This window comes from Corynebacterium sp. NML 120412 (assembly GCF_002285155.1).
GTDB classification, from domain to species: domain Bacteria; phylum Actinomycetota; class Actinomycetes; order Mycobacteriales; family Mycobacteriaceae; genus Corynebacterium; species Corynebacterium gottingense.
In genome coordinates this window covers 171,710-190,816 of record NZ_NSGL01000002.1, presented here as the reverse complement: position 1 = coordinate 190,816, position 19,107 = coordinate 171,710, and the positions used below count along the sequence as shown (strand labels likewise).

Sequence of the window (19,107 nt, the reverse complement as noted above, 5' to 3'; positions counted from 1 at the left end):
TCTCTCAAAGGAGTCACGCATGCGTAGTCGTACCGTCATCGCGTTAGGGGTCTCAGCTTCGATCGCGCTCTCGCCAGTCACAGCCACTGCAGACCCGAGTGCTGCGGTTCCGGTCACGGTCGGCCAGAACGGCACTTCGCTTCACGTAGGCGAAGTAACGGTGCCGGTTACGGCGGCTGTCGCCGCCGTTGCCGGTATCGGCGTGCTCATAGGCGGCGCGCTCACTGTAGCCATTCAGGTGCTTCTGGCCGCAGGGGCAGAGAAGAACGAAGAGGGAGTGTCATCCAGCGATCTCCCAAGTGCAGAGTACGTCAGTCGTTTTGACTTCAGTGCGACTGAGCATGACCCCGCGATCGGCGGGCTCAGCGGCATGGATCAGCTCGAGGATGGGCGATACATCGCAATTTCCGATGACAAGCATGAACACGGCCCTATCCGCGCATACATCTTCACTACTCAGGATCATCGCAGGTTCGCGCATGAAGGTGAGGTGCGCCTCACGCTTCCTGACGGCTCCGACTACACCGAATTCATCGACGCGGAAGAGATTCGCCAGCTGCCCAATGGCAACTTGTTGTGGACCACCGAGGGAGACGCGCGCGAGGGACAGGTCGCTCCACCGCAACTGATTGAGTCGACCGCTGCTGGTCGCGAAGTCCGCCGAATCAATCCACCCGCATACCACTTCCCCGATGGACACGACACGAAGGGCATCCACCACAACAACGGACCGGAAGCAATGACATTGGCGGATGGTGGTACAACCGCGCTGACAATCAATGAGAATGCGCTCGCGCAAGACGGGACCAGCAACGATCCGAAGCACAGCTCAGTCAATCGCATCACCGAATATAACCTGGCCAACGGAAACGCCACTCACGAGTACGCGGTACGCGCGAACCCCGGTCGCGGAATCACATCCGTGCTCGAGGCAGAAGACGGGTCGCTCTATGTCCTTGAGCGCGGGTTCTACCCTGAGCTGGGAAAAAGCGGCGAAGTCCGCGGAGAGATTTACCGACTCACACTCAGCGGCGCGGACGATGTTCTCGGCAAGGACACGCTCGACGGGACTGAGCAGCTCGCAACTAAAGAATTGGTGTACGACTTCGCCGACAACCCACCGCAGCCCGACAACGTCGAGGCACTTTCATGGGGGCCAATGCTGGATGACGGCCGCCGTACCCTCCACATTGCTGTCGACGACAATTTCAACGACACACAGTCAACACTATTTCACACAGTTCTTGTGCCGTAAGGGGGCGGGGGAGCGTCGATAAGCAACGCCCCCCACTTTGCACCACGCCGTGTGATGTGTGGCATACTTCTCACAGTTGTGACACGAACCACGGAAAGAAAGTTGGCGTATGAACTCGCTACTCCTCGTCATCATCGGACTCGCCATGATGGTGGCCGGCTACCTGCTGTACTCCAGGTTCCTCGGCCGCAGCGTGTTCAAGCTATCGGACACGTTCCGCACGCCGGCGCACACCATGGAGGACGGCGTGGACTACGTGCCCACCAACAAGTACGTCCTGTGGGGCCACCACTTCACCTCCGTGGCGGGCGCGGCGCCGATCATCGGACCGGCCGTCGCCGTGATCTGGGGGTGGCTACCGGCGTTTCTGTGGGTCACACTCGGCACCGTGTTCTTTGCGGGGATGCACGACTTGGGGGCGCTGTGGGCGTCGCAAAGGCACAAGGGCCAGTCGATTGGCACGCTGTCCGGGCGCTACATCGGTGCGCGCGGGCGCAACCTCTTCCTCGTGGTCATTTTCCTGCTGCTGCTCATGGTGAACACCGCGTTCGCCGTGGTGATTTCGAACCTGCTCATCGCCACGCCGTCGGCGGTCATCCCCACGTGGGGCGCGATTATCGTCGCCGTCCTGATCGGCCAGGCAATTTACCGCCTCAAGTGGAACCTGCCGCTGGTCTCGCTGGTCGGCGTGGCCGCGCTCTACGCGCTCATCGTGCTCGGCGACCGCTTCCCCGTCGCCCTGCCGGAAACGGTCATGGGCATCCCGGACCGAGGCGTGTGGATCATCCTGCTCTTCGTCTACGCCTTCATCGCCTCGCTGCTGCCGGTGTGGGTGCTGCTGCAGCCGCGCGACTACATCAACGGCCTGCAGCTGTTCGTCGGCCTCTTCATCCTGTACGGCTCGTTCTTCATCGTCCGTCCGGAGATCGTCGCGCCGACGCTCAATGACGCCGTCCCCGCCGGCACCCCGAACATCTTCCCGCTCCTGTTCGTCACCATCGCGTGCGGCGCCGTCTCCGGCTTCCACGGCATCGTCGCCTCGGGCACGTCGGCCAAGCAGCTGGACAAGGAGACGGACGCGCGCTTCGTCGGCTACTTCGGCGCCGTCGGCGAGGGCCTGCTCTCCCTGGGCACCATCGTCGCCACCACCGCCGGCTACAAGACGCTCGCCGACTGGGAAAGCGTGTACAACGAGTGGAACGCGGGCGGCGTCAACGCGTTCGTCGAGGGCGGCGGCGCGCTCATGAACGAGGGCCTCGGCATCCCGACCTCCCTGTCCGCCACCATCCTGGCCACCATGGCCGTCCTGTTCGCCGCCACCACCATGGACTCCGGCGTGCGACTGCAGCGCATGGTCGTCGGCGAGATCGCCGAGATCATGGGCGTGAAGCTCTCCGGCCTGGTCGCCACCATCATCGCCGTCGGCGCCGCACTGGGCCTGACGTTCTCCACCGGCATGGACGGCTCCGGCGGCATGATCATCTGGCCGCTGTTCGGCACCACCAACCAGCTCATGGCCGGCCTCACCCTGTCCGTCCTGGTGGTCATCCTGACCAAGCTGCGCCGCCCCACCCTGCCGCTGCTCATCCCGCTGGTGTTTGTCACCCTCATGTCGCTCTGGGCCGCCGTGCTGCAGCTGCGCACGCTCTTCGAGGCCGGCAACTGGCTGCTGCTGGGCATCGACGTCATCATCATTGTTGCGGCCGTGTGGGTGGTGGTTGAGGCGGTGGCGTCGATTAGCAAGGCGCGCCGCGAGCCCGCGATGACCTGGGACGACGAGTATGCAACTGCTTAAGCGCCTCGGGGCGGGCCTCAGCGAGTTCTACCAGGCGCCGTACCGCCGCGAGTTCGCCCGCGCAGCCCGCGAGGAGGACGACCTGTTCACGCTGCTCGTGGCGTCGGAAACGCTCGGCATCCCCAACCCGGCCAGCTACTACACGCTCGAGTTGCTGCCGCTGCTGTACGATGACTTCCACGCCTGGCACACCCGCATGGGCATGGAACGCTCACCACTCGACGGGATCTCATGCTGCTAGACGCACCAGTCATGTTCTTCGGCGGCAAAGGCGGCGTGGGCAAAACCACCATCTCCGCCGCCACCGCCGTCCGCCTCGCCGCGCGCGGTCGCCGCGTCTTGCTCGTCTCCACCGACCCCGCCCACAACCTCGGCCACATCTGGGGCGAGGCGCTTCACGACGCCCCCGTCACCCTCGAGCCACGCCTCGACGCCATCGAGCTCGACCCGGCCGCCATCACGCAGCAGCACCTGCGCGCCGTCGGCGGCTCCATGCGCGCGATGATGCCGGAGCGCCTCCACCGCGAAGTGGACCGGCACCTGGAAATGTCGCGCCACTCCCCCGGCATGCACGAGGCGGCGCTGCTCGAGCGCATCGCCGACCTGGTTGCTGGGTCCGAGTACGACAACCTCATCTTCGACACCGCCCCCTCCGGCCACACCTCCCGGCTCGTGGCGCTGCCGGAGCTCTTGGCCGCCTACACCGACGGGCTGCTCGAGCGGCGCGACAAGTCGGACAAGTTCAGCGACCTCGTCCGCGGCATGGGCGGCGATTCTAGCGGCGGGTCGCCCGTCGACCGCCGCAACCAGCAGATCCGCTCCACACTGCTCGCCCGTCGCCGCAAGTTCGAGCGCCTGCGCGCCGTGCTCACCGATCCCGCCGAGTGCGTCTTCCACATCGTGCTCACCGCCGAGCGCCTGCCCGTGATGGAGTCGATGGAGTTCTACGAGGAGCTCACCGCGAACGGGGTGCACGTGGGAAGCGCGATTGTGAACCGGCGCACGCCAGATGAGGCGGGGGCGTTCCTGGAGGGGCGGCGGGGCGTGGAAGCGCAGGCGCTCGCGCTCCTCGACTTACCTGTGCCGGTGGTGGAGCTGCCGTGGCTCCCGGGCGAAATCGGCACGCGCGAGGCGCTCGGGCAGATCGCCGAGCGGCTCTAGGCGGAGCTACAGGAACCCGTCGAAGGCGGCAGCCTTGTCTGCCACGCGCTCCAGGCGCGACTCTGTCATGGAAGCGATCTGGTCCACGATCACCCGCTCGCGCTCCAGGTCCGTGTCCGCGGCCTCGAACCAGGCGCGGAACACGGTGTCCAGCGTGCCGGGCGCGCCGGCGCGCAGGTACTCGTGAACGCGGAAGATGCGCTCGCGCTGCCGGTCCTGGCGCGCGATGTGGGCTGGCAGGTCCATCACGTAGAGGACGGCGACCGTCTTGAGCAGGCGGACCTCGGCCTCCGCGTCGGGCGGGACGACGAGGTCGCCGTGCGCCCGGCCGAGCCCCGTGACGAGTTCCTGGTTCGCTGCACTCGCAAGCGTGGCCTCCGTGACCGCGCCGACGTAGCGCCCCACCAGCTGCGAGGTCAGGGACTTCAGCCCCGTCCAGGACCGCAGCGTGAAGTCGAAGTCCGCGGCCGCGGCGATGGCGGGCAGGGAGCGGAGGCGATCGGCGGCGTCGATGAGCTGGTCCGCCGTGCCGCCGAAGGCGTCCGCGCCCTTCTGCGCCAGCGCGGCAAGCTCCACGAAGTCCCACAGCACCTGCAGCGAGACGCGGCCGGAGACGATGCCGTCCTCCACGTCGTGGACGGAGTAGGCGATGTCGTCGGAAAAATCCATCACCTGGGCTTCCATCGGCGGGCGGTCGTCGGTGTGCCCGGCGCGCGCCCAGGCGAGCACGTCCGCGTCCTCGTCGTAGGCCGAGTACTTGCGGTTGATCGTGCCGTCCGCGTTGGTGCGGGTGCGCGGGTACTTCACGGCGGCGTCGAGGGAGGCCCGGGTGAGGTTGAGTCCGTATGAGGTGGCGTCGATAAGCACTTTGGGCTCGAGGCGCGCGAGGATGCGCAGGGTCTGCGCGTTGCCCTCGAAGCCGCAGGGCGCCACGGCGTTGAGCGCGTTTTCCCCGTTGTGGCCGTAGGGCGGGTGGCCGATGTCGTGGGTCAGGCCGGCCATTTCGCACAGGTCGGGGTGCAGGCCGAGGCGGGTGCCGATCCCGCGCGCGATCTGCGCGACCTCCAGCGAGTGCGTCAGGCGCGTGCGCGGGGTGTCGCCGTCGCGGGGGCCGACCACCTGCGTCTTATCCGCAAGCCGGCGCAGCGCGGCGGAGTGCAGCACGCGGGCCCGGTCGCGCGCGAAGGCGTCGCGCGTGTCCTGCTCGGGCGCGATCTGCGCCTGCTTCGGGGCCTCTGGCGCGCGGCGGGCGAAATCCTCAGTTGTATAGGTGTACACGCCCCAAGCGTAAAGGCTGCAGCGCGCGTTCCCCGGTTGCGACTACCCTAGTTGGCATGAATTCGCGCTATGTACGCATCGTGGCAACCGCGCCGCTCATCGCCGGGGCATTGCTTATCGACGCCCCCATGACCGCCGCCCACGCCACCCCGCCAACCCCCGACGCACCGGCCGTCCTCGCGCAGGCCGTGGACACCGCGACGGCGCCGGGCAAGCTCGCGCAGCCCGTCACGGACGAGGCGGGTGTGCTCTCCGAGGCAGAGCTGGCCAGCGTCAAGGACGCCGTGTCGAAGGTGAGCCAGGAGAAGCACCTCTCGCTGCGCGTGGTGTACACGAGCTCGCTGGGCAACCTGACCGGCCCGCAGTGGGCGGAGCAGGCCGCCGCCGCGAACGGCCCGAACACCGCCGTGCTGGTCGTCGCACCCGACGAGCGCGACTACGGCGTCTTCGGCGGCAACGACTGGGCGCAGAAGGACATCGACGCGATGGACGCGGCCGCCTACGAGAAGCTGTCCGCCGAGGACTGGGCGGGCGCCGGCACCGCTGCGGCTGAGGCCGCAATCAGCGGCGGTTCCGACGGTAGCTCGGGCGCCGGCTGGGCCGCGGGCGGCATCGGCGTGCTCACACTCGCCGGCGGCGGCGCCTACGTAGCGTCGCGCCGCAACACCAAGAAGCAGAACGCGAAGCAGCTCGAGTCTGCCAAGGCGCTCACGCCCGGCGACACCGATTCGCTCGGACGCCTGCCCACGCCGACGCTCGAGCAGGTGGCGCGCGACGCCCTCGTCGCCGCCGACGAGTCGATCACGCAGGGCAAGGAGGAGCTGCAGGTGGCGTCCGCGGAGTTCGGCGCCGAGCGCGTGCGCCCGTTCACCTCGGCGATGAACCAGGCGACCTCCACGCTGCAGCGCGCGTTCCACACCCACCAGAAGCTCTACGACGCCATCCCGGAGACCGAGCCGGAAAAGCGCGCCATGCTCATTGACATCATCTCCAGCTGCGGCAAGGCCGAGGAGGCGCTCAAGGCGAAGACGGATGAGTTCAACGCCATGCGCGGCACGCTCATGCGCGCCGACGAAGAGGTTAACGCGCTTCGCGCCCGCACCATCGACATCCGCGCGCGCATCGAGCCGGCGAAGGCGACGCTGGAGGAGCTGCGCAGCCGCCACAACGACGGGATGCTGCACTCGATCGATGACAACGTCGACGTCGCCGAGTCCTCGCTCGCGGAAGCCGAGAAACAGCTGAGCGAGGCCAGCGCGCTCGCCGCGAAGCCCGCGGGCCAGCAGGGCGCGCTTATCGACGTCCTCGCCACCGCCACCCAAGCCGTCAAGGTCGCCGACACCAACCTCGCTGCCATCGAGCACGCCGAGGACAACCTGGCCAAGGCGCAGCACAACCTGCCCGCGCTGATCAAGGAGATCGAGGGCGAGCTGCGCGAGATCGACCAGGTCAAGGGCTCTACGCAGCAGGGCGCGCGTATCGACGTCGCGTCCCTGGACACCATCGCCGCGCAGGCCCGCGAGGCCCTGTCGCAAATGGGCGACCGCGCTGAGACCGATCCGCTCGCCCTCTATACCGAGCTGACGGACCTGGACGGGCGCATCGACGCCGAGCTGGACCGCGCCAAGGGCGTGGCCAACGACCAATCTCGCGCCCTCCAGCTGTTTACCCAGCAAATGCAGGTGGCCACGACCCAGATCCAGTCGGCTGAAGACCTCATCCGCTCCCGCGGCCGCATCATCGGCTCGCACCCGCGCTCCCTGCTTGCCGAGTCCCAGCGCCAGTACGCCGAGGCACACCAGCGGCGGACCAGCGACACCCGCGGCGCGATCGACTTCGCCCGCGCCGCCACGGACACCGCGCGGCGCGCCTACCAGGCGGCCAAGGACGACGTGGACCACTACCGCTCCCAGCAGAACCGCCAGACCGCCGGCGACATCGCGCGCGCAGCCATGTGGGGCGCGATTCTCAGCGGCGGCTTTGGCGGCGGTGGCGGTGGCGGCGGCTTCTCCGGCGGTGGCGGAGGCGGCAACATTGGCCGCGGCGGCACGTTCTAGCAGCACAGACAGGTGTCCCGTTGCTACAACGCCCGGGGTTCCGTAGTGTCTGAATCACAGCTGCGATACATTAGAGCCACATAAGCTTTGGTTGGCAAACACTAGCCAGCCAGCCACCACGAGCGGAAGCGGGAGGTTTTCACGATGAGGGCGCTTATCACCACGCAACTCACCCCCGAAGACCTCAACGAGCTCGACGCACTCCGCCGCTGCTCCAGTTCGGCTGCGGCGCGCGAAACACTGGCGCAGCTCGTGTCGGCGTTGCGCCGGGGCGAGAGCATCTACGTCGGCTCGCCGGACGACGCCGAGTAGGGGTGGATCAGTAGCGGGTGCGGCGCACGGGGGCGTCGATAAGCGTCAGGCACCACGTCATGAACACGATGTCCAAGGTGATCTCCCGCGGGACGGTGACCGCGAGATCGCCGTTCGCGCGCGCGACGGTCAGCGCGACGATGTTCCCCTGGGCGTCAACGATCTCGCGGCGCGGGCGCAGCCCTGTCCGGTTGAGCTCGTATGCGGCGCCGTTGCAGTCCGCGGCGTAGCGCGCGACGGTGAACGACGTTTTGCGGACCGCGAACTGCTCGCCGTGCGCGCCCTCAGCGCGCAGGTCAGCCGGGTTGCCGCTGGTGAAGCGGAGGGGCGTGGCGCCGAAGCGCAGCGTGCCGTCCTCCACCGCAGCGAGGCGCGCGCCGCCCTCGGCGGGCGGGTCATCGTCCTCGCGGATCAGCAGGTTGTCGCGCCAAATCACAGCACGAACACTAGCACGGCAACAAGCGAGAAGAGCAGGAGCGTTGCGATCAGCACGTTGGAGGAGACGATCTTGCGCGCCTCCAAGATTTCGCGGGAGACCCAGGCGAGCGCAGCGACGTCGAGAAGCGAAAGCTCGGTCTCGCCCTCGAACTCCAGGATGGCCTTGCGCACGCCGTTGTGATCGGAGGTGAACTGGGCGACCTTCGTGCCGGAGGCGTCGTCGACGATCCAGTTTTTCGAGGTCTCCGCGACCATCTGGTAGGTGCGTCCCTCCACGTCGACGCGGATCTGCTTGGCGCGCTTCAGCGAATCGTGCGCACGCACGAACTCGGTGCCGCCTCGCGTCGCCACCGCACCCGACTCGGGCGACGCGAGCAGCTCCCACTGCTGTCCCGCCACGACGGCGCGGTCGTGCGTGAACTCGCCGAGCACCTCGGGGCCTGCCTCGGCGAGCAACTTCAGGTTGTCCCGATCCGAGCGGTCCCAGCTGACGTAGTGCATCGTGCCTATGCCCCGATCAGGCGGGCGGCGAGGTAGGCCTCGAGCTCGTCGATCTTCACGCGCTCCTGCTCCATCGTGTCGCGCTCGCGGACAGTGACCGCGTTGTCCTCGAGGGTGTCGAAGTCGTAGGTGACGCAGAACGGCGTACCGATCTCGTCCTGGCGGCGGTAGCGGCGGCCGATCGCGCCGGAGGTGTCAAAGTCGACATTCCAGTGCTTGCGCAGCGTGTTCGACAGCTCGCGGGCGGGGACGGACAGCTCCTCCTTCTTGGACAGCGGCAGCACTGCCACCTTCACCGGAGCCAGGCGGCGGTCCAGGCGCAGAACGACGCGCTTGTCGGTGCCGCCCTTGGCGTTTGGCGCCTCCTCCTCGTCGTACGCGTCCACCAGGAAGGCCATCATGGAACGGCCCAGGCCGGCGGCCGGCTCGATGACGTAGGGGATCCAGCGTTCTTCGTTGGCCTGGTCGTAGTAGGACAGGTCCTCGCCGGAGCCCTTCGCGTGCACCGAGAGGTCGTAGTCCGTGCGGTTGGCCACGCCCTCCAGCTCGCCCCACTTGGAGCCCTTGAAGCCGAAGGCGTACTCCACGTCGACGGTGCGCTTGGAGTAGTGCGACAGCTTCTCTTTCGGGTGCTCGTAGAGGCGGAGGTTCTCCTCCTTGATGCCCAGGTCGACGTACCAGTTGTAGCGGTCATCAATCCAGTACTGGTGCCACTCTTCATCCTCGCCCGGCTTGACAAAGAACTCCATCTCCATCTGCTCGAACTCGCGGGTGCGGAAGATGAAGTTGCCCGGGGTGATCTCGTTGCGGAAGGACTTGCCAATGTTGGCGATGCCGAACGGCGGCTTCATACGCGACGAGGTCATCACGTTCTTGAAGTTCACGAAGATGCCCTGGGCGGTCTCGGGGCGCAGGTAGTGCAGGCCCTGCTCATCATCCACCGGGCCCAGGAAGGTTTTGAGCAGACCGGAGAACGCCTTCGGCTCGGTCCAGTCGCCGGGCTGGCCGGTCTCCGGGTCGTTGATGTCTGCCAGGCCGTTCTCCGGCTCGTGGCCGTGCTTCTCCTCGTACGCCTCGATGAGATGATCGGCGCGGTAGCGCTTGCCGGTGTGGCGGGACTCCACCAGCGGGTCCGTGAAGACCTCGACGTGGCCGGAAGACACCCACACCTGGCGCGGCTGGATCACGGACGTGTCCACGCCCACGACGTCGTCGCGGGACTGCACCATGTGGCGCCACCACTGGCGCTTAATGTTTTCCTTCAGCTCTACGCCCAGCGGGCCGTAGTCCCATGCCGAGCGCGTACCGCCGTAAATCTCGCCCGCGGGGAACACGAGTCCACGGCGTTTGCAGAGGTTGACAACGGTATCGATCTTGCTGGCGGGCACGGATAGCCTCCTGTAATCCGGTTTCGGGTAACGGTGCCAGTGTAGCCCAGGGCACGCCCGGCGTATGCGCATGGGGCGCGCACCGCGCGAATACCCCACGCCCGCTCAAGCCGGTGGGCAAGAAACTGGCAAAAGCCCCGCGAATTTCCTAAACTGAGAATCCTGAGAACGCCCACAGCGATTAGAAAGGGGCGGCGCCTTGGCACGACGTAAACGAAGCGCCCCAGCAAACCTCGACGCAACCGCGGAGCTCATCAGCGCGCTGAACTCCGAGCTGCGGCTGCAGATTTTGCTCATGCTGTACAACGGCGATCACGTGGTCCACGAGCTGGTGGCCGACCTGAAAAAGTCGCAGCCGCTAATTTCGCAGCACCTCCGCGTGCTCAAGTCCGCCGGGCTGGTCACCTCCTCGCGCTCCGGCCGAGAGGTGGTCTACAGCCTTGTGGTCCCGGAGGCCGGAGAGGTCATCTTCGCGCTCTCCCGGGCCGCCACTCGGGTGACCAAGGAGGCAGAGGAAGCGAACGCCGAGCGCGACGATCTGGCCGAGAAGCGCAGCGCGCGCGAACACGGCGATGCGCCGACCTCCCCCGGCGCGGGCGCCGGCATGGGCGCGGCGATCGTGGCCCCACCAACGATGTCCCCCACCGTGGCTCCCACCGCGGACCCCGGGATCGTTCCGCAGACCCCGCGGCAGCCGGTGGAGTAGCCGCGCTACCGTAGATAGGTATGGCACAGCAGCACCAGAGGACGCCGAAGGAGCCCATCCCCAAACTCGGAGCGCGCATGACGCGCCAGCGCACGGCGGTGGTGGAGACGCTGCGCGACGTCGATAAGTTCGCCACCGCCAAAGAAATCCACGCCGAGCTGGATGCGCGTGGAGAGAAGGTCGGCCTGACCACCGTGTATCGCACGCTGCAGTCGCTCGCGGAGATCGACGCCGTCGACGTGCTCCAGAACGCCGACGGCGAGACGCTCTTCCGCCACTGCCTCACCGAGCACCACCACCATCACCTCGTGTGCACGAAGTGCGGCCGCAGCGAGGAGATCGACGGCGGGCCCATCGAAGACTGGGCGCGCGAAACCGCGAACTCGTATGGCTACCGGCTGGTCGCCCACGACGCCGAGATCTACGGCATCTGCGCCGAGTGCAGGAAGCTTCTCGACGCCAACGCGTAACCTTACTTCTCCGCAAACTTATCCACCGCGCCGCCGAAGCGCCGGTCGCGCTTGGCGTACTCGTAGACCGCCTCGAACAGGTCGTCCTTGGTAAAGTCCGGGAACAGCTTGTCCTGGTAGACCATCTCCGCGTAGGCCGACTGCCAGAGCAGGAAGTTCGAGGTGCGCTGCTCGCCGCTGGGGCGCAGGAACAAGTCCACGTCCGGCATGTCGGGCCGGTAGAGGTACTTGGAAAACGTCTGCTCGTTGATGTCCTGCGGGCGGATCTTGCCGTCACGAGCGTCAGTGGCGAGCTGGCGTGCGCCGTCGATAATCTCTGCCCTGCCGCCGTAATTGATGCACATCGCGAGCGTCAGTCCGGTGTTGTCCTGGGTCAGCTCCTCGGCCGCTTCCAGCTCGCGCAGCACCGAGCGCCAAAGGCGCGGGCGCCGGCCGGCCCAGACGATGCGGACGTTTTTCTCGTTCAGCTCGTCGCGCTGGCGGTGCAGCACGTCGCGGGAAAAGCCGAGGATGAAGCGGACCTCGGACGCCGCGCGGCGCCAGTTTTCCGTAGAAAACGCGTAGGCCGACAGCCACTCGATCGTGCCCATCTCGATGCAGGCATCGACACAGTCCATGAGCACTGCCTCGCCGCGCTTGTGCCCCTCGGTGCGCTTCATGCCGCGCTGCTGCGCCCAACGGCCGTTGCCGTCCATCACGAGTGCGATGTGGCGGGGGATGAATTCCGGATCGATCTGGCGCAAAGTCATGCCCTTATTATGCCTGTTCCATCATTCGCAAACTCTTCAACCCGGACTCCAGGTGGTACTGCAGGTGCGCGGTCGCCGCGCGGTGCACCTGCGACTCCACCGTTGCCGAGTCCGGCGTGTACTGATAGCCCCGCGCGAGCAGCCACATCGCGTGCAGGGTTTCCTCCGCCACCGTCATCGACCCCGGCGGGCGGCAGTTCGTGCACACCGCCCCGCCCACGGCGGCGTTGAACGCCCGGTGCGGGCCAGGCTTCTCGCAGTTCGCGCAGTTGTACAGCGACAGCCCCCAGCCGGCGTGATCGGTGGCTCGCAGGATGAACGCGTCGAGGACCTGCGTCGGCGCCTCCGTCGTCTGTAGCTGGCGGATGCCGTCCTTGACCAGGTCGAACAGCTCTGGGTCCGCCTCCTCGTACGCGAGTTTGTCCGCCGCCTCCAGGATCGCGCACGCCGCGGCGTAGCGCTCGAAGTCCTCGATGATGCGCGCGCCGTGGTAGGCCACGGTGTCGGCGGCGGTGATTGTAGACAATCCCTTGCCCGGGTAGATCTGGACGTCCAAGTCGACGAAAGGCTGCAGGCGGGAGCCGAACCGGGAGCGCGCCTTGCGCACGCCCTTGGCCACGCCGCGGACCAGGCCGTGGGAGCGCGTGAGCAGGACGACGACGCGGTCGGCCTCGCCGAAGTCGTAAGTGCGGACGACGAACGCGCGGTCGCGCCAGGACGGGCGGCCCGGGCGCGAAGGCCGTGAAGGCCGAGTAGGCCGAGACGCCTTAGAAGCCAAGGCGGCCCAGCGCCTTCGGGTCCTGCTGCCAGTTCTTCAGCACCTTCAGGCGCAGGTCAAGGTACACGTTGTGGCCTACCAGGTCCATGATCTGCTGGCGCGAGCGGTGGGTGATCCCGGACAGGCGGCGGCCGTTCGGCCCCTCCAGGATCCGGCGCTGCCCGGGGCGCTCGAGGTAGATCACGGCGTAGATCATGGTGCGGTTCGGGTTGTCCGGGTCCGGCACCATTTCATCGATCTGGACGGCTACGGAGTGCGGCAGTTCGTCGCGAAGCCCCTGCAGCGCCTCCTCGCGGATCAGCTCGGCGATGCGCGCCTCGAGGTCCTCGTCGGTGACGTCGCCGACCGGGTAGAAGCGCGGGCCCTCCGGCAGCTGGCCAACCAGGATGTCCATCAGCACGTCCGTCTGCACGCCGTCCGTGGCGGAGACCGGCACCACCTCGCAGTCACCGCCGAGCAGCTCGTGCAGCGCGAGCAGGCGCTCGCCGACCATATCGCGCGATGCCTTGTCCAACTTGGTCACAATGCCAACGATCGGCGTGTTCGGCTTGATGCGGCGGATCTGGTCCAGGATGAAACGGTCGCCGGGGCCGATCTTCTCGTCCGCGGGCACCGTGAACCCGATGACGTCGACGTCTGCGAAGGTGTCCTTGACCACGTCGTTGAGCCGCTCGCCGAGCAGCGTCCGCGGGCGGTGCATGCCGGGCGTGTCCACGATGATGACCTGCGCGTCCTCCCGGTTCACGATGCCGCGGATCGGCCGGCGCGTCGTCTCCGGCTGGTCCGCCATGATGGCCACTTTCTCGCCCACGAGCGCGTTGGTCAGCGTGGACTTGCCGGTGTTGGGCCGGCCCACGAAGCTGACGAACCCGGAGCGGAAGCCCTCCGGCGTGTCGGTGAAGCCGGGCACGGTCGGGCGGGGCGCCGCGTCCGTACCACCGGTGGTATCGGCGCGCGCGTCGTCTGGCAGGTCGGCCTCGTCGGGGAAGAAAGTGCTCATGGCGCGTAATCCTACCCGGTGCGAAGCCCCCGGTACCTGTTCACCGCGGCCAGGATCTCAAACCGCCGCGGCGCCGTGAGGTGCCCCGGGTGCGCGCGCCCCGGCACGAGTGCCGCGAGCCCTTCAGCCTCGAGCTCGCCGAGCAGCTTCTCGACGCCCACCGCCACCGGTGCCCCGCCGCGGCCGCACCACTCGTCCAGCCGCTCCAGCGCGGCGGCGATCGCCGCCGTCTGCGGCGCCCCGGCCAGCTGCGGCAGGAAGGACATGTCGATGTCGCTCTTGCCCACGCTGATGGTGTCCTGCCCCCGCGCCTTCGGCCCGCGGCGCCGCCCGCCGCAGGAGCCGCCTGAGCCGCCGGAGACAAAGGTCGGGCCCGACAGCGTGCGCGTATCCGGCGCGAACATCTCCGGTGTGACCGGCAGCTGCGCTGGCTCGTGCCCGCGCCCGACCGCGTGGGCCCGTTCTGTCACGTCGCTCGGCACGTAGGCGTCCAGGGCGATCACGGTGTCCGCGAGCCCCAGGTACGCGCCGGAGCCGCCGGCGACCAGCACCGTCGACACGCCGAGTGCCTCGTAGAGCCCGCGGACGCGCGCGCTGAACGGCGTGATCGGTTCGCGGTCGGCGGCGATGAGCTCCGCCATCACGGTGTCTCTGATCATGAAGTTGGTGGCGGAGGTGTCTTCGTCGATAAGCAACGTGCTCGCACTCGCCTGGAGAGCCTCGATAACGTTGGCTGCTTGGGACGTGGAGCCAGAGGCGTTGGCGGTGGAGAAGTGCGCGGTGTCGGCGCCGTTCGGCAGGTTGGCAATGAACGCGGAGATGTCCTGCGACGTCACCGGGCGACCGTCCTCCGCGCGCACCGTGACGGCGTCGGCGCGGGTGATGGCGAACTCGCGGCCGTCGCCAGCCGTGTGCGGGTACACGCCGCGCTCAAGTGCGCGCAGCAGCGTGGACTTGCCGTGGTAGCCGCCGCCGACGATGACGGTGAGTCCCTCCGGGACGCCCATCCCGGTGACGGTGCGGCCGCTGGGCAGGTCGAACGTGACGCGCAGCGGCTCCGGACTGCGGAACGGGACGCCGCCGTCGAGCGGCAGGTCGCTCGCGCCCGATACGCGCGGGAGGTTCGCGCCGTCGGCGACGAACGCGACGAGCCCGCGGCCCGGCAGCTCGGCGCGGAGCGCCTCCTGGTCCCGGAGCAGCCACACTGCGTCTTCCAGGGCTTGGCGCGACACCGCCGCAGCCCGCTGCGCGAGCCGGGGGACGTCCTGCGTGAGCAGCTGCGCCGCCTGCTTGCCCAGCACCCGCCGGCCGCGCGCGGGCAGCCCGACGAGCAGACGGAATTCTACGTCGCGCTCCCCCACCAGCACGTTGGTACGCTCGAGGACCTCCTGGCCGAGCGCCCCGATGCTGATGGTGTTGGATTTGCCGCTGCCCCCTCCACGGCCGGGCGCGCCGCCGGAGCGCAGGAGCGCCGCAGCCTCGCGCGCCAGCACGTCGGCGACGGCGATGCGGTCGCCGCGCGTCGCGGTGAACTCGCCACCCAAATCGAGCGCATCGCGCGGCACGATGACGCGGATTTTCGACGGCGACGCGAACGGGTCCGACTGCACCTTGTCCACCACCAGGCGGAACTCGCCGGCCTCGTATTCGCCCGCGAGCTTCTTGTACGCGCCGTAGCCGGCGCCGTCGATGTCGCGGCACATCCGATCCAGCTGGTCGATGGTGCCGCGCCGCCTTGTGGGACGCGAGCTCCGCGCGTCGGTTCGGTGGTTCCGGTGTCTGCGTTGCTGTGCCATGCCCGCCACCGTAGTCGGGGGCGCGCCACCCCCGATCGGCGGCCGGCATCCGCGTACCCCTACTCGGTATGCGTTACACTGGCCGTGCTTTTGTGATTGCACCCACTGCTGAAAAAGAAAGTGAAGCAGATGCCTTTCTATGAATTTCGTTGCCCAACCGGCCACACCACGCCCAACCGGCCACACCACCGAGCGGCTTCTTCCCATGTCCTCCGAGTCGCGCACGACGGACTGCAAGGACTGCGGCGAGGAGGCGACGAGGGTGATTAGTGCACCGGCTGTGGGAAGCGTCGATAAGCGAAAGGCCCAGCTGGTGGAGGCAACGCAGAAGAGCGCATATGAACCCGCGGTCGTGAACTCGGTCCCGCGTGCCGGCAACCGGCGCGCCACCCCGGTCTCGCACAACCCGCAACACGCCAAACTTCCGAAGCCTTAGGAGGCAGCATGCCGAAGAATCTTTTCCCACTCGATTCCGCCAAGCCGTTCCCGGATCAGGAGACCGTCGGCCACAACCGCTGGCACCCCGACATCCCGGCGATCCAGACGGTGCAGCCCGGTGACACCTTCCGCGTTGACTGCCGCGAGTGGTTCGACGGCGACATCCACAACGACGACAGCGCCGACGACATCCGCGACGCGCCGCTGAACAAGGTCCACGCGCTCTCCGGCCCGTTCCGCATCGAAGGCGCGAAGCCGGGCGACCTGCTGGTTGTGGACATCCTGGACGTGGGGCCGATCCCGCAGGAGGAGGGCCCGCTCGCCGGCCAGGGCTGGGGCTACACCGGCATCTTTGCCAAGAAGAACGGCGGCAGCTTCCTCACCGACCAGTTCCCCGACGCGTACAAGGCCGTGTGGGACTTCACCGGCCAGACCGCGACCTCGCGCCACATCCCAGGTGTGAGCTTCACCGGCATTATCCACCCGGGCCTCATGGGCACCGCCCCGTCCCACGAGCTGCTGGGCAAGTGGAACCAGCGCGAGGCGGCGCTCATCGCCACCGACCCGGAGCGCGTCCCGCCGCTCGCGCTGCCGCCGGAGCCGGACCACGCCATCCTCGGCTCGCTCACCGGCGCTGACTTCGACCGCGTCGCCGGGGAAGGCGCCCGCACCGCCCCGCCGCGCGAAAACGGCGGCAACCAGGACATCAAGAACCTGTCCAAGGGCACGCGCGTGTTCTACCCCGTGTATGTCGACGGCGCGAACTTCTCCGTCGGCGACCTGCACTTCTCCCAGGGCGACGGCGAGATCACGTTCTGCGGCGGCATCGAGATGGGCGGCTTCATCGACTTCCACGTCGACGTGATCAAGGACGGCATGGCCAAGTACGGCGTGACCGAGAACGCCATCTTCATGCCGGGCAACGTCGAGCCGCAGTACAGCCAGTGGCTCGCGTTCTCCGGCACCTCCGTCACGCTCGAGGGCGAGCAGCGCTACCTGGATTCCCAGTTGGCGTACCAGCGCGCGTGCCTCCACGCCATCGATTACCTCACCACGTTCGGCTGGTCTCCGGAGCAGGCCTACCTGCTGCTGGGCGCGGCGCCGATCGAGGGCCGCTTCTCCGGCGTGGTGGACATTCCGAACGCGTGCGCCACGGTGTACCTGCCGACGGAAATCTTTGACATTGACATCCGCCCCGGCGCCGGCGAGCCGCCGCGCATCGACCCGGGCATCGGCGCACCGCGCTCGTCCTTCGCCTAGGCGGTACGTGCGGGGTCGACGATGCACTCCTGCAGCTCAACGAGCGGCAGCTCGTCGAGCCCGCGCTCGCGCACCGCGCGCACCATCGCGCCCATCGTCCCGGCGAGGTGGTCGAGGCGCTGCTGCGGCGCGACGTCGATGAGCGCGGCGTACAGCGCCGTCGCCAGGTCACCCGCACCAACAATGTTGCCGCCGAGCCGCGGGGCGTCCGTGCGCAGGACGCTTGTCGACGCCACGTCGACCATCCCAATCGTCTCCGGGTTGCCCGTCTCCACCGAGGTGATGAGCGCGTTGCTGCACAGCGACCGCGCGGCGTCCGCCAGCGCCTCGGTGTACTCCGCGTACTCCGCGTCCGCGGCGTACGCAGCGTCGCCCGGGTCGAGGCGCCGGCCGGTCAGCAGCGAGAGCTCCCACTGGTTGGGCGTGATGGCGTCGGCAAGCGGGATGAGCGTCTCCGTATACACGCCGGGGATGTCCTCGCGGACAAACGAGCCGACCTCCGAGTTACCAATCACCGGGTCGCACACGTAGCGCGCCTGCGGGTTGGCTTCCTTGATGGCCACGACGGCGTCGCGCACCACCTCCGCCATCTCGGCGGTGCCGAGGTACCCGCTGACAAACAGGTCTACCTGCGGGAACGCGAACTCCATGCCGCGCAGGATCTCGCGCACGTTGTCCGCGCCGAGTACCGGACCGCGCCACGTGGGGTACTCCGTGTGGTTGGAAAAGTTGACGGTGTGCACTGGCCACACCTCGTGGCCGAGCCGCTGCATAGGAAACACGGCGGCCGAGTTGCCCACGTGCCCGTACGCCACCGCCGACTGCAGCGAAACGATGTTCACTACAGCGCTTCCACGTTGAACTGCAGCTGCGGGTTGGCGTAGTAGTCCTGCGCCTCCACAAGCTTGAGCTCCTGCGAATCCGCCTCGTGGGTGAGGCGCAGCATGTCGTAGACGGAGCTTGCGGTGCGAGCCAGCGCGTCCGCCGCGTCGCCGCCGCGCAGGTAGTGGCCGGTGAACAGGGCGGCGGTGACGTCGCCGGAGCCGTTGCGCTTAAACGGCAGGCGCGGGGTGCGCACGATCCACTTGCCCTTGTCGTCCACGGCGATCATTTCCATGACGTCCTCCGGCGCGTCGGGGCGCTCGACGGAGGTGACCAGCACGGTCGACGGGCCCATCTCGCGGGCGGCGTCCACGGCTGCCAGCGTCGAGTCCAGGTCGGTGACGTCACGCTCGGTGAGGTAGCCCAGCTCGAACTGGTTCGGGGTGATCAGGTCGGCGGCCGGCACGACCTTGTCGCGCAGCAGCGGCGGGATGTTGTCGGAGACGTGGCAGCCCGACTTCGCGTTGCCCATCACCGGGTCGCACGCGTAGATGGCGTTCGGGTTCTTGGCCTTGACCTGAGCGACTGCATCGACGATCACGTCGGCGATGTCGTCGCCGCCCTGGTAGCCGGAAAGCACCGCGTCGACACGCTCGAGGGCGCCGCGCTCATCCATGCCCTTAATGATGTCCGCGACATCCGAGGCCGGGATCATCGGGCCGGTCCAGTGACCGTAACCGGTGTGATTGGAAAAGTTGACGGTGTACACCGGCCACACCTCGTGGCCGATGCGTTGAAGGGGAAAGACGGCGGCCGAGTTGCCCACGTGCCCATACGCAACTGCCGATTGGATGGAGAGAATGTTACTCATACCACCTATTGTGCCCCCGCCGCTTTGCGACG

Annotated in this window: 20 protein-coding genes; 10 read left to right on the top strand and 10 right to left on the bottom strand. The window is 67.8% G+C overall.

Annotation, left to right across the window (positions count from 1 at the left end; genetic code table 11):
• Positions 1 to 19: 19 nt before the first annotated feature.
• The 4 genes from CKJ84_RS07890 to CKJ84_RS07875 all read left to right on the top strand — a co-directional run bounded on the left by CKJ84_RS07890 (position 20) and on the right by CKJ84_RS07875 (position 4,211).
• On the top strand, positions 20 to 1,255 hold the full coding sequence (locus CKJ84_RS07890) for an esterase-like activity of phytase family protein (protein ID WP_095537295.1): 1,236 nt from the start codon (positions 20 to 22) through the stop codon (positions 1,253 to 1,255).
• Positions 1,256 to 1,364: 109 nt separating this feature from the next.
• Complete coding sequence (locus CKJ84_RS07885; RefSeq protein WP_095546544.1) at positions 1,365 to 3,050, top strand: carbon starvation protein A; 1,686 nt, start codon at positions 1,365 to 1,367, stop codon at positions 3,048 to 3,050.
• The gene (locus CKJ84_RS07880) at positions 3,037 to 3,291 is read left to right on the top strand and encodes a cory-CC-star protein (protein WP_095275508.1); all 255 of its coding nucleotides are present in this window, start codon (positions 3,037 to 3,039) and stop codon (positions 3,289 to 3,291) included. Before CKJ84_RS07885 ends, CKJ84_RS07880 begins: the two co-directional genes overlap by 14 nt.
• On the top strand, positions 3,282 to 4,211 hold the full coding sequence (locus CKJ84_RS07875) for an ArsA family ATPase (RefSeq protein ID WP_198949262.1): 930 nt from the start codon (positions 3,282 to 3,284) through the stop codon (positions 4,209 to 4,211). The genes CKJ84_RS07880 and CKJ84_RS07875 overlap by 10 nt, the downstream gene beginning before the upstream one ends.
• A gap of 6 nt (positions 4,212 to 4,217) precedes the next feature.
• Here CKJ84_RS07875 and CKJ84_RS07870 read toward each other — a convergent pair whose 3' ends face one another.
• Positions 4,218 to 5,489, bottom strand: coding sequence for a deoxyguanosinetriphosphate triphosphohydrolase (locus CKJ84_RS07870; protein ID WP_095546543.1), 1,272 nt, complete (start codon positions 5,487 to 5,489; stop codon positions 4,218 to 4,220).
• A 56-nt stretch (positions 5,490 to 5,545) separates the two neighbouring features.
• Here CKJ84_RS07870 and CKJ84_RS07865 point away from each other — a divergent pair, with 56 nt between their 5' ends.
• Together CKJ84_RS07865 and CKJ84_RS12230 are read left to right on the top strand one after the other, a co-directional pair.
• On the top strand, positions 5,546 to 7,546 hold the full coding sequence (locus CKJ84_RS07865; RefSeq protein ID WP_095546542.1) for a TPM domain-containing protein: 2,001 nt from the start codon (positions 5,546 to 5,548) through the stop codon (positions 7,544 to 7,546).
• Between the two features lie 144 nt (positions 7,547 to 7,690).
• Complete coding sequence (locus tag CKJ84_RS12230) at positions 7,691 to 7,858, top strand: hypothetical protein (protein WP_158221683.1); 168 nt, start codon at positions 7,691 to 7,693, stop codon at positions 7,856 to 7,858.
• Positions 7,859 to 7,865: 7 nt separating this feature from the next.
• Here the strand turns inward: CKJ84_RS12230 and CKJ84_RS07860 are convergent, their stop codons facing one another.
• The 3 genes from CKJ84_RS07860 to CKJ84_RS07850 are packed head-to-tail and all read right to left on the bottom strand — an operon-like array spanning position 7,866 to position 10,185.
• Positions 7,866 to 8,294, bottom strand: a complete 429-nt coding sequence (locus tag CKJ84_RS07860; RefSeq protein ID WP_095275505.1) for a hypothetical protein — start codon at positions 8,292 to 8,294, stop codon at positions 7,866 to 7,868.
• On the bottom strand, positions 8,291 to 8,797 hold the full coding sequence (locus tag CKJ84_RS07855; RefSeq protein WP_095546541.1) for a hypothetical protein: 507 nt from the start codon (positions 8,795 to 8,797) through the stop codon (positions 8,291 to 8,293). Before CKJ84_RS07855 ends, CKJ84_RS07860 begins: the two co-directional genes overlap by 4 nt.
• Before the next feature lie 5 nt (positions 8,798 to 8,802).
• Positions 8,803 to 10,185, bottom strand: a complete 1,383-nt coding sequence (locus CKJ84_RS07850) for a glycine--tRNA ligase (protein WP_095535447.1) — start codon at positions 10,183 to 10,185, stop codon at positions 8,803 to 8,805.
• A gap of 199 nt (positions 10,186 to 10,384) precedes the next feature.
• Here CKJ84_RS07850 and CKJ84_RS07845 point away from each other — a divergent pair, with 199 nt between their 5' ends.
• Together CKJ84_RS07845 and CKJ84_RS07840 are read left to right on the top strand one after the other, a co-directional pair.
• Entirely contained in the window at positions 10,385 to 10,891 is a 507-nt protein-coding gene (locus tag CKJ84_RS07845; RefSeq protein WP_233125596.1) for a helix-turn-helix transcriptional regulator, read from the top strand.
• Positions 10,892 to 10,911: 20 nt separating this feature from the next.
• Positions 10,912 to 11,361 (top strand): Fur family transcriptional regulator, encoded by a 450-nt coding sequence (locus CKJ84_RS07840; RefSeq protein ID WP_095546540.1) that lies wholly within the window; start codon positions 10,912 to 10,914, stop codon positions 11,359 to 11,361.
• 2 nt (positions 11,362 to 11,363) lie between these two features.
• Here the strand turns inward: CKJ84_RS07840 and CKJ84_RS07835 are convergent, their stop codons facing one another.
• The 4 genes from CKJ84_RS07835 to CKJ84_RS07820 are packed head-to-tail and all read right to left on the bottom strand — an operon-like array spanning position 11,364 to position 15,684.
• Positions 11,364 to 12,110 (bottom strand): isoprenyl transferase, encoded by a 747-nt coding sequence (locus tag CKJ84_RS07835; protein ID WP_095275501.1) that lies wholly within the window; start codon positions 12,108 to 12,110, stop codon positions 11,364 to 11,366.
• Between the two features lie 7 nt (positions 12,111 to 12,117).
• Complete coding sequence (gene recO / locus CKJ84_RS07830) at positions 12,118 to 12,888, bottom strand: DNA repair protein RecO (RefSeq protein ID WP_095275500.1); 771 nt, start codon at positions 12,886 to 12,888, stop codon at positions 12,118 to 12,120.
• Complete coding sequence (era, locus tag CKJ84_RS07825) at positions 12,878 to 13,888, bottom strand: GTPase Era (RefSeq protein ID WP_095546539.1); 1,011 nt, start codon at positions 13,886 to 13,888, stop codon at positions 12,878 to 12,880. Before era ends, recO begins: the two co-directional genes overlap by 11 nt.
• Positions 13,889 to 13,899: 11 nt before the next feature.
• Positions 13,900 to 15,684, bottom strand: coding sequence for an ABC-ATPase domain-containing protein (locus CKJ84_RS07820; RefSeq protein ID WP_255407228.1), 1,785 nt, complete (start codon positions 15,682 to 15,684; stop codon positions 13,900 to 13,902).
• A gap of 139 nt (positions 15,685 to 15,823) precedes the next feature.
• Here CKJ84_RS07820 and CKJ84_RS07815 point away from each other — a divergent pair, with 139 nt between their 5' ends.
• Together CKJ84_RS07815 and fmdA are read left to right on the top strand one after the other, a co-directional pair.
• Complete coding sequence (locus CKJ84_RS07815) at positions 15,824 to 16,120, top strand: zinc ribbon domain-containing protein (protein ID WP_143340338.1); 297 nt, start codon at positions 15,824 to 15,826, stop codon at positions 16,118 to 16,120.
• Positions 16,121 to 16,128: 8 nt separating this feature from the next.
• Positions 16,129 to 17,382: a formamidase gene (fmdA, locus tag CKJ84_RS07810; protein WP_095275496.1), complete on the top strand. Its 1,254-nt coding sequence runs from the start codon at positions 16,129 to 16,131 to the stop codon at positions 17,380 to 17,382.
• On the opposite strand, the gene pdxY (CKJ84_RS07805) is transcribed toward fmdA, so the two are convergent.
• Positions 17,379 to 18,224 (bottom strand): pyridoxal kinase, encoded by an 846-nt coding sequence (gene pdxY, locus CKJ84_RS07805; RefSeq protein WP_095546536.1) that lies wholly within the window; start codon positions 18,222 to 18,224, stop codon positions 17,379 to 17,381. The two genes, fmdA and pdxY (CKJ84_RS07805), sit on opposite strands and share 4 nt — an antisense overlap.
• Positions 18,224 to 19,075, bottom strand: a complete 852-nt coding sequence (pdxY, locus tag CKJ84_RS07800; RefSeq protein ID WP_095546535.1) for a pyridoxal kinase PdxY — start codon at positions 19,073 to 19,075, stop codon at positions 18,224 to 18,226. Before pdxY (CKJ84_RS07800) ends, pdxY (CKJ84_RS07805) begins: the two co-directional genes overlap by 1 nt.
• Positions 19,076 to 19,107 lie beyond the last annotated feature (32 nt).